Source organism: Gemmatimonadota bacterium (assembly GCA_041390125.1).
GTDB lineage: Bacteria > Gemmatimonadota > Gemmatimonadetes > Longimicrobiales > Gaopeijiaceae > JAGQIF01.
Genome location: JAWKQN010000012.1, coordinates 30,903 through 43,515, shown reverse-complemented (window position 1 = coordinate 43,515; position 12,613 = coordinate 30,903). Strand labels below are relative to the sequence as shown.

At 72.3% G+C, this 12,613-nt stretch carries 12 protein-coding genes; 11 read left to right on the top strand and 1 reads right to left on the bottom strand.

Going from position 1 to position 12,613, the window contains the following annotated elements:
* Positions 1-50 precede the first annotated feature (50 nt).
* From chlG to hemF, 7 genes are read left to right on the top strand one after another with little or no spacing between them, the layout of a single operon-like run.
* Positions 51-959, top strand: a complete 909-nt coding sequence (chlG, locus tag R3E98_13985) for a chlorophyll synthase ChlG (protein ID MEZ4424514.1) — start codon at positions 51-53, stop codon at positions 957-959.
* Complete coding sequence (locus R3E98_13980) at positions 959-2,275, top strand: BCD family MFS transporter (protein ID MEZ4424513.1); 1,317 nt, start codon at positions 959-961, stop codon at positions 2,273-2,275. The genes chlG and R3E98_13980 overlap by 1 nt, the downstream gene beginning before the upstream one ends.
* Before the next feature lie 5 nt (positions 2,276-2,280).
* Positions 2,281-3,528 (top strand): Coenzyme F420 hydrogenase/dehydrogenase, beta subunit C-terminal domain, encoded by a 1,248-nt coding sequence (locus R3E98_13975; GenBank protein MEZ4424512.1) that lies wholly within the window; start codon positions 2,281-2,283, stop codon positions 3,526-3,528.
* Positions 3,528-4,718 carry a geranylgeranyl diphosphate reductase gene (locus R3E98_13970; protein MEZ4424511.1) on the top strand — a complete coding sequence of 397 codons (1,191 nt, stop codon included), beginning with the start codon at positions 3,528-3,530 and terminating at the stop codon, positions 4,716-4,718. The genes R3E98_13975 and R3E98_13970 overlap by 1 nt, the downstream gene beginning before the upstream one ends.
* Positions 4,715-5,629, top strand: a complete 915-nt coding sequence (locus R3E98_13965; protein MEZ4424510.1) for a polyprenyl synthetase family protein — start codon at positions 4,715-4,717, stop codon at positions 5,627-5,629. Before R3E98_13970 ends, R3E98_13965 begins: the two co-directional genes overlap by 4 nt.
* The gene (gene hemA / locus R3E98_13960; protein ID MEZ4424509.1) at positions 5,626-6,900 is read left to right on the top strand and encodes a glutamyl-tRNA reductase; all 1,275 of its coding nucleotides are present in this window, start codon (positions 5,626-5,628) and stop codon (positions 6,898-6,900) included. The genes R3E98_13965 and hemA overlap by 4 nt, the downstream gene beginning before the upstream one ends.
* A 1-nt stretch (position 6,901) precedes the next feature.
* Positions 6,902-7,909 carry an oxygen-dependent coproporphyrinogen oxidase gene (gene hemF / locus R3E98_13955; protein ID MEZ4424508.1) on the top strand — a complete coding sequence of 336 codons (1,008 nt, stop codon included), beginning with the start codon at positions 6,902-6,904 and terminating at the stop codon, positions 7,907-7,909.
* Between the two features lie 77 nt (positions 7,910-7,986).
* Here the strand turns inward: hemF and R3E98_13950 are convergent, their stop codons facing one another.
* Positions 7,987-8,265, bottom strand: coding sequence for a hypothetical protein (locus R3E98_13950; GenBank protein MEZ4424507.1), 279 nt, complete (start codon positions 8,263-8,265; stop codon positions 7,987-7,989).
* An 87-nt stretch (positions 8,266-8,352) separates the two neighbouring features.
* On the opposite strand from R3E98_13950, the gene R3E98_13945 reads away from it, so the two are divergent.
* The 4 genes from R3E98_13945 (at position 8,353) to R3E98_13930 (ending at position 12,556) form a co-directional block, all read left to right on the top strand.
* The gene (locus tag R3E98_13945; protein MEZ4424506.1) at positions 8,353-9,195 is read left to right on the top strand and encodes a carotenoid biosynthesis protein; all 843 of its coding nucleotides are present in this window, start codon (positions 8,353-8,355) and stop codon (positions 9,193-9,195) included.
* A gap of 7 nt (positions 9,196-9,202) precedes the next feature.
* Positions 9,203-10,174, top strand: a complete 972-nt coding sequence (locus R3E98_13940) for a hypothetical protein (GenBank protein MEZ4424505.1) — start codon at positions 9,203-9,205, stop codon at positions 10,172-10,174.
* Between the two features lie 61 nt (positions 10,175-10,235).
* Positions 10,236-11,552: a cytochrome ubiquinol oxidase subunit I gene (locus R3E98_13935; GenBank protein ID MEZ4424504.1), complete on the top strand. Its 1,317-nt coding sequence runs from the start codon at positions 10,236-10,238 to the stop codon at positions 11,550-11,552.
* Positions 11,549-12,556 carry a cytochrome d ubiquinol oxidase subunit II gene (locus tag R3E98_13930; GenBank protein ID MEZ4424503.1) on the top strand — a complete coding sequence of 336 codons (1,008 nt, stop codon included), beginning with the start codon at positions 11,549-11,551 and terminating at the stop codon, positions 12,554-12,556. The genes R3E98_13935 and R3E98_13930 overlap by 4 nt, the downstream gene beginning before the upstream one ends.
* The last annotated feature ends 57 nt before the right edge of the window (positions 12,557-12,613 follow it).

Genomic DNA, 12,613 nt, shown 5'->3' with positions numbered 1-12,613 from the left:
ACCTCGCCGGGCTCTACTGTACCGCTGACCGTCAAGCTAACTGGACAGTTATGACTGTACTGATCACTTCACAGTCAGCGACGGCCCCGGTTCGGGCCGAGCCCAAGGCGGTCCTGGAGCTGTTCAAGCCGGTGACCTGGTTCCCGCCCATGTGGGCGTTCGCCTGCGGAGCCATCTCCGCCGGGACCAGCGCACCCGCCTGGAAGATCGGCCTCGGGATCCTGGTCGCCGGACCCCTGGTCTGCGGCACCAGTCAGGCCGTCAACGACTGGTTCGACCGCCATGTCGACGCGGTCAACGAGCCCCATCGCCCCATCCCGTCGGGGCGGCTGCCCGGGCGCACCGGCCTCGCGCTGGCCGTGGCCGGCACCGGGGTGGCGGCCGCCGCCGGAGCCCTGCTGGGCACCTGGGGTTGGGCGGCCACCCTCCTGGCCCTTCTCCTGGCGTGGGGCTACAGCGCCCCGCCCTTCCGGTTCAAGGCGAACGGCTGGGTGGGCAACGCGGCGGTCGGCTTCTCCTATGAAGGCCTCGCCTGGGTGACGGGCGCGGCCGTGCTGCTCGGCGGGGCCCTGCCCCCCGCCGCGGTCCTGCTCCTGGCCGCGCTGTACTCCATCGGCGCCCACGGGATCATGACCCTCAACGACTACAAGTCCCAGGAGGGCGATCGCGCGCACGGCGTGCGCTCCCTGCCCGTCCTGCTGGGACCGGCGGGGGCCAGCCGGGTCGCCTGCGCGGTGATGGCGGGCGCGCAGCTCGTCGTGGTGGTGCTGCTGCTCGACTGGGGCCATCCGGTGGCCGCGCTGGCCGTGGCGGCGCTGGTGGCCTGCCAGGGCGCGCTCATGCTGGGGTTCCTCCGGTCTCCCGATCCCGCGATGGCCCTGCGCCTGAGCGCATTCGGGGTGCCGTTCTATGTCTCGGGGATGATGATCGCGGCCTTCGCGGTCCGGGGAGGAGTCTGATGGCACGGAGCGCGGGGCTGAGCTGGCCGGGCATCGCCCGTCTCTCGCTGGTGCAGGTCGCCATCGGCGCGGTCGTGGTGCTGATGACCTCCACCCTCAACCGGGTGATGGTCGTCGAGCTGGGCCTGGCCGCCGCCGTTCCCGGAGCGCTCGTGGCGCTCCACTTCTTCGTGCAGCTCCTGCGGCCCCAGATGGGCTTCGGCTCGGACGGCAGCGGCCGCCGCATCCCCTGGATCGTGGGGGGGATGGCGCTCGTCTCCCTGAGCGGTGTCGGTGCCGCTGCGGGCACTGCGCTCATGGCGGTGTCGCGTCCCGCCGGGCTGGCGCTCGCCCTGCTGTCCTTCCTGCTGCTCGGTGTAGGCGTGAGCGCGGCGAGCACGCCGCTGCTGGCCTACCTGGCCGAGCGCGTGGAAGAGCCGCGCATGGCAGGCGCCGCCGCCGTCGCCTGGATCATGATGATCGTCGGCATCATCCTGACCGCCGGCTTCGCGGGTACGCTGCTCGACCCCTTCAGCGGGGAGCGCCTGGTCCAGGTCACCGCCGGCGTGTGCGGCATCGCGTTCGTGCTGACGCTGCTCGGTGTCGTCGGCCGGCGCGGCGAGAAGCCGCTGGACCGCGGCGCTGCCGAGCCCGTCGAGACGTCCTTCCGCGAGGCCTTCGCGGTCATGTGGAACGAGCCCGAAGCCCGACGCTTCGCGACGTTCGTCTTCGTGTCGATGCTGGCGTATTCGGCGCAGGACATCATCCTCGAGCCGTTCGCCGGCGTCGTCTTCGGCCTCACGCCGGGCGAGTCCACCCGCATCGCCGGCCTGCAGCACGGCGGTGTTCTGATCGGCATGATCCTGGGCGCGATCGCCGCGGCCCGGGTCGGCACGCTCCGCCTCTGGTCGGCCTTCGGCTGCGCGGCGTCCGGGGTCGCTCTGGTGGCGCTGGTCGCCACGCCCGCGCTCGGCTCGGTGGCCGGGCTGAAGGCCGCCGTCTTCGGGCTCGGCTTCTCCAACGGCGTGTTCGCCGTGGCCGCCATCGGCGCCATGATGGGGCTCACCGTCGCGGGGGGGCGGGGCGGCGCGGGGCTCCGCATGGGCTTCTGGGGTGCGGCGCAGGCCGTCGCGTACGGCCTGGGCGGCTTCCTGGGGGCCGGCGCGAGCGACGTGGCCCGCAGCTACTTCGGGTCCCCGGTGTTGGGGTACACCGCGGTGTTCGGCGCGGAGGCCCTGCTCTTCGGCGCCGCGGCGATCCTGGTCCTCGGGGTCCGTACGGCCGAGCGGCGCTCGACGGCCCCGCTTGCGGCCGCCCGCCTGGCGGTGGGGGCCTAGCGATCATGACCACCACCGCCACCGTCCGGGCGTCGCTGCCCGTGGTGCCCCTGGGGGCCCCGCGGTCGCGCGACCTCTGCACGGACTGTGGCGTCTCGCGCTCGCGGCACGCGGGCCGCTGCGGCCGGGCCTGTCAGTTCATCCATCCCCGGTACGCCGAGCTGGAGCGTGCGGCCCACGGTCGCACGTGGGATCCGGAGCGGAGCGACGAGCGCTGGTTCGGGCCCTTCGAGACGATGGTGCGGGCCCGCCTGCGGCGACCCGCGGCCGGCGCGCAGTGGACGGGGATCACCACCCGGCTCGCCGAGCACCTCCTGGAGAGCGGGACGGTCGAAGCCGTCCTGGCGACCGCGTCCGAGCCCGGCGACCCCTGGCGCCCGCGTCCGGTGCTGGTGCGGCACGCGGCCGACATGCGCCAGTGCCGCGGGATGAAGATGGGCTTCTCGCCGGTCCTCGGGCTGCTGGACGAGGTCGAACGGCTGGGCTTGCGCCGCATCGCCGTGATCGGCGTCCCGTGCCAGATCCACGCCCTCCGGGCACTCGAGGCGGAGCTGGGCCTGGAGCGACTGTACGTCATCGGGACGCCCTGCAGCGACAACACGAGCACGGAGCGCTTCCGGACCTTCCTGACGCTGCTCACCACGCGTCCGGACGACGTGACGTGGATGGAGTTCATGCCCGACTACCACGTCGAGCTGCGCTTCCGGGACGGCAGCGAACGGCGCATCCCGTTCATCGACCTCCCGATCCGCGATCTGCCCGAGGACTTCTTCCCGCTCACCTGCCGCTCGTGCGTCGACTACACCAACCGTCTGGCCGACATCACGGTGGGCTACATGGGTGGAGACGGCGAGCAGTGGTTGCTCGTCCGCAACGCGCGTGGGCGGGAGATGCTGTCCGGCCTGGAAGGCGAGCTGGACTGCTCCGCCCCCACCTCCCGCGGGAATCGCACGCGTGCGGTGCGCGCGTTCCTCGCAGCCCTGGAGACCGCCGCGGGCGGCCTGCCCGCCCGGCGCGCGCCCCGGCCCCTGCGCCCGCTGGTGCGGTGGAGCATGGAGCGCTTCGGCCCGCGCGGACTGGAGTTCGCCCGCACGCGCGTGGAGATGAAGCTGGTCGAAGCGATCACGTCGCTGCGTCGCCATCGACCGCGCCGCGTCCGCCGCGCCATTCCGCCGTATGCGTGGGCGCTCGCCGCTCGCTACGGCATCGCACCCACACCGGACGAGGGGCCCACGGCCCCGGGAGCCGTCTGATGGACTCGTACGACGTCGTCGTCGTGGGTGGGGGTCCCGCGGGAGCCACGGCCGCGGAGCGGCTGGCCTCCGAAGGGCGCTCTGTCCTGCTCCTGGATCGGGCCGGCCGCGTGAAGCCGTGTGGTGGAGCGGTGCCGCCCCGGCTGCTCCAGGAGTTCGATGTTCCGGAGTCGCTGCTCGTGAACCGGGTCGACACGGCCCGCATCGTCTCTCCGCGCGGCCGTCAGGTGGACATTCCCGTCGGACGCGGATTCGTCGGCATGGTCGACCGCGAGGTCTTCGACGAGTGGCTGCGCGCTCGGGCCGATACGGCGGGCGCCGAACGCCGCACGGGTCACTTCGCCCGCTTGGGCGAGCGGCGCGGAGGACAGGTGGAGGTCCACTATCGCGCCGGTCGCTCGCGTCAGGGACCCGAGCGCAGCGTCCGCGCCCGCTACGTGATCGGGTGCGACGGGGCGCTCTCCCAGGTGGCACGGCAGGCGCTTCCGGACGCGGCCGCGAAGGCCCACCACGTCTTCGCCTACCACGAGATCATCGAGTCGCCGGCCGACGCCGACGAGCGCTTCGCACCGGCGCGGTGCGACGTGCACTACGACGGCGTCCTCTCGCCCGACTTCTACGCCTGGGTCTTCCCGCACGGGCCCGTGACCAGCGTCGGGACGGGATCCGCCCTGCAGGGCTTCGCGATGCGCGAGGCGGTGAGCGTGCTGCGCAGCCGCCTGGGCCTGGCCACGCTCCCGACCGTCCGGTGCGAAGGCGCGCCCATCCCGATGACCACGCTGCCGCGCTGGGACAACGGACGCGACGTCATCGTGGCGGGGGACGCCGCCGGCGTCGTGGCGCCCAGCTCCGGAGAGGGGATCTACTACGCGATGGCCAGCGCCAGCTTCGTGGCCGAGGCCGTGGCGGAGGCGCTGGACACGGACGATCCGCGGCCCCTGCGTCGGGCCCGCCGTCGCTTCCGCCGCCAGCACGGCAACGTGTTCTTCGTGCTGTCGATGATGCAGCGCTTCTGGTACTCGAACGACGGTCGCCGCGAGCGCTTCGTGGCCATCTGTCGCGATCGCGATGTCCAGGAGCTGACCTTCGAGGGCTACATGCACAAGGAGCTGGTGGCGGCACGCCCACTGGCCCACGCACGGATCTTCTTCAAGAACATCGGACACCTCAGCGGCTTGGTACGCGCATGAACGTCGGGCTGAGGACACACGTGGACGCCGAGGCGGACTTCCTGTCGCTGGATGCGTTCATCTCCCGCTGGTCGCCCCGCTTGCACACGGCCATGCAGGCCGAAGTGACGGCGTTGCAGCTGGGATTCCCGCCCCTGGACGACGCCCTGGCGCGGCTGCTGGGCGTGGAGGGTGGACCGGGCCGACGGTGGCGGCCCCTGCTCACGCTCGCGAGCGCGGAGGCGCTGGGCGCCGAGGGCCAGGACGCGCTCCCGGTCGCGGTGGCCGTGGAGCTCACCCATGCGGCCTCGCTCGCGCTCGACGATCTCCCCTGCATGGACGACGCGGTCGCACGGCGCGGGCAACCCGCCACGCACCGGCTGGTGGGATCGGCGGGCGCCATCCTCCTGTCCGTCGGGCTGCTGGCGCGCGCGGCCGAGCTGCTCGCCGACAGCGATCGCGACGCCGCGGCCCTCTGTGGCACCTGGGCCCGCGCCTTCGGGCTCCATGGCATGTCCGGAGGCCAGGCGGTCGACGTCGCCGGCAAGCCCGGCACCGGACCTCGTCGGCGTCTGTTCCGCTGCAAGAGCACCTCGCTCGCGGCGTTCGCCGTGCGCGGTGGTGCCGTCCGCGCCGGAGCGCAGGCCGACACCTGCGACGCGCTCGAGCGGTTCGGCACCGCGCTCGGCTGGGCGTACCAGTTGGCTGACGACGCCACCGACCTCGCGCAGGACGCGGCGGCGGGCCATCCGCCCGGCGGACGCAATCCCCAGCGGCAGAGCCGCTACCTGATGCAGCGAGCGGCGCGCCAGCTCGCACGATCCGCGGTGCTCGACACCGACGGAGCCAGGCTGCTCACGCAGCTCGGTTGGGCCGTCCTCGCGGGCGGTGCCACGTTCACGACCACGACCCGGCAGGAGAGGACGGCATGATCGTTTCACTGGGCCTCGACGCCTCCAGTGTCAGCGTCGCCATCCGGGAGAAGTTCCATCGACTGGGCACGCCGGAAGGCAGCTTCCAGCCGACCCGCAGCCAGCACGTGCGCGAGATCGCATCGCTGCGCACCTGCAACCGCGTGGAGCTGTATGGCTGGTCCGATCTGGACGGGGACGCCGTGGCGGCCGACGCGGCCGAGGAGATGGCGACGCGGTGGATCGTCGACCACACCGACCGCACGGCCTTCCTGGCGTTCGGGCGCCTGCGGGTGGGCCGGGATGCCGTCGAGCACCTCCTGCGCGTGTCGAGCGGCCTCGAGTCGCAGGTGATCGGGGACATCCACGTGCTCGGTCAGATCCGACGCGCCTACCGCGAAGCGCAGGAGCACGGCTCGCTGGGCCCCTACCTGCATCGCCTGTTCGAGACCGCCATCCAGACCGGCAAGCGCGTCAAGCGCGAGACCGAGCTGATGGCGGGGCGCAGCTCGGTGGGCTCCGAAGCGGCGGCGCATGTCCTGCGCACGCTCGGCGAGGGGCGGCGCCTGCGCGCCGTCGTGGTCGGCTGCGGCAAGGTCGGGACCCACGCGGCCCGCACGCTGGCCCGCAGCGGCCGCGCGCAGCTCACGCTGATCAACCGCTCGGAGGAACGCTCGCGCGCCCTGGCGCAGGAGCTCGGGTGCCGCTGGGCTCCCTGGCGGCGCCTGCACGCCGAGGTCGCGCAGGCCCAGGGCGTCGTGGTGGCCACGGGTGCGCCCGATCCCGTGGTCCGGCGCGAGGCGCTGGCCCGCGCCCGTGGCGACGCGGCCGGATCGGTCGTCCTCGTGGACGTGGCCATGCCGCGCAACGTGGACCCGGAGGTCTCGCGCCTCGCCGCCGTGCAGCTCGCGGACCTGGACGACATCCGCCCCGAGCTCGTCCAGCTCGAGCGCGCCCGCCGTGCGGCGATGCCCGCCGCGGTACGGATCGTGTTGGAAGAGTCGTACGGCTACGTCCGTTGGCTGGGCGTGCAGGAGGCCGTCTCCGCGCTCGAGCCGCTGCGCGCGCTGCTCCTCGACGTGTGCCAGCGTGAGGTCGAGTTCGTCGCCGGCTCCGAGACCGGCCGGCGCACCGCCGAGCGCATCGTGGCCAAGGTGCTCGCGCGTCCGCTCAGCTCCGTGCGCGACGGGCGCACCGACCCGGACGCGGTCGGGCCCATGGCCGATGCCCTCCACACCCTCTTCTCCCTCCCCGGGGCACAGGAGCGCGCCCTGGCGGCGCGGGCGGACTGACGTGGACGCGTCCGTCGCGGTCGATCGTCCGGCGAGCGCAGCGCTCTGGCGGCGTCGCGTTGCCGCGACCACGCGACGCCTGCACGATCGCTTGACGCGGTTCTTCGAGCAGGTGGATGGCCAGGCCCGGTTCCGCGAGGACGCCTGGGCCCGCCCGGAGGGCGGCGGTGGCCACGCGCGGGTCCTCACGGACGGTGCCGTGTTCGAGAAGGTGGGCGTCAACCGGGCCGAGGTGGAGGGACCGGTGACGCCCCAGTTGGCGCGGGCGCTCGCGCTCGGCGAGGAGCCGGAGGGGCTCGGCTTCTTCGCGGTCGGCGTGAGCATCGTCGCCCATCCGCACAGCCCGTGCGTGCCCATCGTCCACGAGAACGTCCGCTACTTCGAGCTGAGCGACGCGCGCGGGAGGATCCGCGACCGTTGGTTCGGAGGTGGCCTGGACCTCACGCCCACGCTTCCCCATCCCGAGGACGCCGTACACTTCCATCGCACGCTGCGCGACGTGTGCAGCCCGTTCGGTCCAGCGTTGTACCCGCTCTTCAAGCAGCACTGCGATCGGTACTTCGTGAACCGGCATCGCGACGACGAGGCCCGGGGCATCGGGGGGATCTTCTACGACCACGTGCGGCCCGGGGACCACGGCCTGGACGCGGATCGTCTGCTGGAGCTGATGCGCGCGGTGGGCGAGTCCCTGGAGGTGGCCTACGGGCCTGTGGTGGAGCGCCGCGCCGCGCAGCCGTGGGGCGACGAGGAGAAGGCGCTGCAGCTGCACCGCCGGGGCCGCTATGTGGAGTTCAACCTCCTGCACGATCGGGGCACGCGCTTCGGCCTGGACAGCGGAGCCCGCACCGAGAGCGTGCTGATGAGCCTGCCGCCGACCGCCACGTGGGCCTACGCTCCGCAGTTCGAGGCCGGCTCGCTCGGGGCGCGCCTGCAGGAGATGCTGGTTCCTCGCGACTGGGCGGCACTCGAGGCCGAGGACGTCGCGACCCGGATCCGGGGGGTGGCCTGATGAACGTCGGCTGGGTGGCCTGGGAAGGTTCGATCCTGGAGTGGTCGCTGCTGGGCGGCGAGCTGGCGTCGACCGCGTCAGGCGACGAGCAGCAGCGCGGCGCCGAGCGCGAGACCGGCCAGGAGCAGCACCAGCGCGAAGGCCGGCAGGCCCAGCGCCCACGTCACGACCCCCGACACCGCGCCGGCCAGCGCCACCCCGGTGGCGGCCCCGAGACGGTTCAGGCGGTACTGCACGACGACCGCGCCGTCACTCGCGCCGGGGGTGGGATCGATGCGGGTGCCGCAGTTCGGGCAGGGGGCCGGAGGCACCACGAAGACGTCGGTGCAGCGGGGGCAAGCACGCATCTCGGTCATCTTCACCACTCCTGAGGCTCGGCCGGGAGGAACGCACATGCTCTCGCCGCCGCCCGGTCCGCGTCAATCCCGCGCGGGGGGCAGGCCGTGAGCGACCGGCGCGGACTTCAGGCCCTGTGGGTCTTCGCCGTGGTCTCGGCGATCGGCTACGGCCTGTTCGGCCTCGATCCCACCCGCGTGCCGGACCATCCCTGGGTCCAGGCGTTCTATCGCGCCTCGTTCGCGCTGTTCGCGCGCGGTCAGGTCGCCCTCATGCTCGTCGTGATCGGCATCGCGCTGAGGCGCGCCGCCGGGTGGCGCTGGCTTCCAGGGCTGGTCCTGGTCTTCCTGCTCAGCCTCGGGGTCGAGCTGCTCGGCACCACCACCGGACTCCCGTTCGGCCCGTACCACTACACGGGCCTGCTGGGATGGCGCATCCAGGGTGAGGTCCCCGCCCTCATCCCGCTCAGCTGGTTCGCCATGTGCGTTCCCGCGCTCGGGCTGGGGCGTGCCGCTTCGCCGGGCCTGCCGCGCGTCGGGACCTGGGTGGTGGGCGCCTGGCTGCTCACCGCCTGGGACCTCGCGCTCGATCCGGCCATGAGCCACCTGGTCCCGTACTGGGTCTGGGAGGTGGACGGGTCCTGGTACGGGATGCCGCTGCTCAACCTGGCCGGGTGGTTCGCGACAGGTCTGTTCCTCCTGGCCGCGCTGGATCTGGCCGGCGCGGGACGATGGGTGGATGCGCTTCCCGCGTCCTGGCTGCAGGGGTACTACGTCGCCGTTCTCGCCACGCCGGTCACGATGCTCCTTGTGGCGCACGCCTGGCCCGCCGTGGCCGTCACCGTGATGGGCGCGGGTCTGCCACTGGCCTGGTTGGCCAGGCGGCGATCCACCGCCGCCGCCCACCCGGGTGCCGAGAGGGTCCAGGCCCACACCGCCTCCCTCCCCTGAGCCCGGCGTGAGCCCCGACGTCGACCCTCTCGACGCGGTCGCGGACGCGCCCACGGCGGCCGCGCGCCTGGCCCGCGTGTTCGATCGTGTCTTCACGACCGAACACGTCCACCGCCTCGAGCGGTGGATCATCCTCCTGGCCGTGGGCGGCTTCGCCCTCCACCTCGGGCTGATCAGCATCGCGCGCAACCTGGACGTGGGCGGCAGCCCGCTGGCGCAGCTGGACCGCAACTATCTGCATGCGCTCTACACCCCGTTCAGCTTCATCCTGTTCTTCGAGGTGCTGCAGCTCATCCTGGCCATCCCGCAGTCCACCACCGGTTCCATCCAGCGTCAGTTCGAGATCGTCTCCCTGATCGTCATCCGCAACGTGTTCAAGGACATCTCGCTGTTCGAGAGCTTCCAGGTGGTGCGCGAGCGCTTCGCAGAGTTCGCCGATGTGCTGACCGACATGGGGGGTGGGCTCCTCATGTTCCTGCTGGTGGCGGTCTTCTCCGACGTACGCCGGCGTGACGCGCGTTGGCGCACACCGCTGCGCGAGATCTCGCCGCCGGTGCGTGACTTCATCCTGCGGAAGAAGGCCACCTCCCTCCTGCTGGCCCTGCTGTTCATCGGCCTGGCCGCCTGGAACCTGGGCCTGTGGGTCGTGGATGTGGCTCGGACCGGGAGCGGAGCGCCGCCGACCATCGATGTGCGCACCGTGTTCTACGTCGACCTCTTCACGGTCATGATCTTCTCGGACGTCCTCATCCTGCTCCTGTCGACGCTGCATTCCAACGACTACCGCATGGTCTTCCGCAATGCGGGCTTCGTGGCCTGCACCATCCTCATCCGCTTCTCCCTGACCCTGGAGAAACCGTACGACGTCGGTCTGGGTATCGTGGCGATGGCGTTCGGGATCCTGGTGCTGCTGGTCTATCACTACTTCCGACGCATCGGCGATCCACGGGCCCCGTCGACGCTCGAGCTACCCGGATGAGCCCGGGGGCCGGCGCCGCCCGCCCCGTCCGGCCGTCCCCTTTCCGTCTTCCGGAGCGACGATGAGCGACCTGTTGGCCGCCCGCTCGCAGATGGCCATCTCGCTGGCCTTCCACATCGTCTTCGCGTCCATCGGCATCGGCCTGCCGCTGCTGATGATCCTCGCGGAGGTGGCCTGGCTGCGGACGGGCGCGCCGCTGTACCGCCGCCTGAACGACGCCTGGGCCCGCGGGCTGGCGCTCTTCTTCGCGGTCGGCGCCGTCTCCGGCACGGTCCTCTCCTTCGAGCTCGGCCTGCTCTGGCCGACCTTCATGGAGTACGCGGGTCCCCTGATCGGCATGCCCTTCTCCCTGGAGGGGCTGGCCTTCTTCGCCGAAGCCATCTTCCTCGGGATCTACCTGTACGGGTGGGGCCGCGTCTCCCCGCGCATCCACCTCGCCTCCGGCGTCGTGGTGGCCCTCAGCGGGGCTGCATCAGGGCTCTTCGTGCTCAGCGTCAACGGCTGGATGAACGCGCCGGTGGGCTTCGAGGCGGGGCCGGACGGACCGCTGGGGATCGACCCGGTGGCCGCCATGGCCAATCCGTTCTGGATCGCCAACGCCGTGCACGCCTTGCTCGCCGCCTACGTCGCCACGGGGTTCGGCGCCGCGACCCTGCACGCCTGGCGCCTGCTGCGGCGGCCCGGGGACCGCTTCCACCAGGCCGGGCTGCGGCTGGCGGTGGGCCTCGGTGCCGTGGCCGCACTGCTGCAGCCGATCAGCGGTGACTTCAGCGCCCGCGTCGTCGGGGAGCAGCAGCCGATCAAGCTGGCCGCCATGGAAGCGCATTTCGAGACCCGCGCCTGCGCGCCGCTGCTCCTCGGCGGGCTGCCGGACGCCGAGACGCGCACGACCCGCTGGGCGCTGGCGGTGCCGTGCGGACTCAGCCTGCTCCACGGCCATTCGCCGGACGCCGTGGTGCAGGGTCTCGAGGACTTCCCGGAGGAGCTGTGGCCACCGCTGCTTCCGGTACGGCTCGGATTCCAGATCATGATCGGCGTGGGTGTGTTCCTCGCCGGGCTCGGCCTCGTCGCCCTGTGGCGCCTCGCGCGCCGGCGCGCCCTGGACGCGCGGCCGTTGCTGTTCCTGTTCGTGGCGGCCGGGCCGCTCGCATTCCTCGCGATCCAGGCGGGCTGGGTGGTCACCGAGGTGGGCCGGCAGCCCTGGGTCATCTACGGCGTGATGAAGACGGCCGACGCGGTGACGCCGATGCCGGGGCTCGTCGTTCCGTTCGTGGCCTTCACGCTGCTCTACGTGCTCCTGTCGGTCGTCCTGGTCCTGGTGATGGGACGGATCACACGCACCGAGGAGCGCCGGGCGCAGGTGGAGTCGGGATCATGACGCTCCCCGAGGTCGTCGCCGGTGGGATCCTGGTGTGCCTGATGATCTACGTGCCCCTGGCCGGCGCGGACTTCGGCGGCGGCGTGTGGGACCTGCTCGCGCGCGGGCCCCGCGCCGACGCACAACGCCGCACGATCTCCCATGCGATCGCGCCGGTCTGGGAGGCGAACCACATCTGGATGATCGTGGCGGTCGTGCTGCTCTTCACCGCCTTCCCCTCCGCGTTCGCCCTCGTGCTGACGCACCTGCACGTGCCGCTGACCGTCATGCTGATCGGCATCGTGTTGCGGGGCTCGGCATTCGTGATCCGCAAGACCACCGAAGAGGAGGAGCGCGCCGCTCCGGGGTGGCAGCTGGTCTTCTCGGTCAGCAGCCTCGTCACGCCGATCACGCTCGGCGTGATCGTGGGCACCATCTCCATGGGCTCGATCGAGTGCGGCACGCCGCCGCGCGACCTGGGGGCCTTCTTCCGCCCCTGGCTGCACCCGTTCCCCTTCGCCGTGGGTCTGTTCGCCCTGGCCCTGTTCGCGTTCCTGGCCGCCACCTACCTCACGCTGGACACCGACGACCCCGAGCTCGTGGAGGACTTCCGGCGCCGCGCCCTGGCGTCCGGCGCCGGCGTCCTGCTCACCGGGGCGGCAACGGCCCTGCTCGCCCTGATCGAGGCCCGCGAGGTCGCCGATCACCTCTGGTCGAGCCGCGAGGGACTCCTGGGCGTGGCGGCCGGTGTGCTCGCCCTCCTCGGCGGGCTCCGCTCCCTGTGGGTCCGTCGCTTCCGGTGGGCCCGGGTCTTCGCCGCGTCCTCGTCCGCCCTGATCCTCCTCGGATGGGGGCTGGCCCTGCACCCCTGGATCGTCGTGGGATGCCTCACGGTCGAGGAGGCGGCCGCCGATCCCATCGTCCTGCGCATCGCCCTCGGCATCCTGGGCGGAGGGGCGATCCTGCTGTTGCCCGCCTTCTGGTTCCTCTTCCGCGTCTTCAAGGGCCCGCTGCTGCGCGGGTGAACGCCCCACCGCCGTGAGGGGAAATTCCCGACTGGCGGGCCGTCTGTAAGTCTTGCA

Bases quoted from the DNA above. Each gene is read 5' to 3' on its own strand.
- chlG (MEZ4424514.1), top strand. From the start codon at position 51: ATGACTGTACTGATCACTTCACAGTCAGCGACGGCCCCGGTTCGGGCC.
- R3E98_13980 (MEZ4424513.1), top strand. From the start codon at position 959: ATGGCACGGAGCGCGGGGCTGAGCTGGCCGGGCATCGCCCGTCTCTCG.
- R3E98_13975 (MEZ4424512.1), top strand. From the start codon at position 2,281: ATGACCACCACCGCCACCGTCCGGGCGTCGCTGCCCGTGGTGCCCCTG.
- R3E98_13970 (MEZ4424511.1), top strand. From the start codon at position 3,528: ATGGACTCGTACGACGTCGTCGTCGTGGGTGGGGGTCCCGCGGGAGCC.
- R3E98_13965 (MEZ4424510.1), top strand. From the start codon at position 4,715: ATGAACGTCGGGCTGAGGACACACGTGGACGCCGAGGCGGACTTCCTG.
- hemA (MEZ4424509.1), top strand. From the start codon at position 5,626: ATGATCGTTTCACTGGGCCTCGACGCCTCCAGTGTCAGCGTCGCCATC.
- R3E98_13950 (MEZ4424507.1), bottom strand. From the start codon at position 8,265: ATGACCGAGATGCGTGCTTGCCCCCGCTGCACCGACGTCTTCGTGGTG.
- R3E98_13935 (MEZ4424504.1), top strand. From the start codon at position 10,236: ATGAGCGACCTGTTGGCCGCCCGCTCGCAGATGGCCATCTCGCTGGCC.
- R3E98_13930 (MEZ4424503.1), top strand. From the start codon at position 11,549: ATGACGCTCCCCGAGGTCGTCGCCGGTGGGATCCTGGTGTGCCTGATG.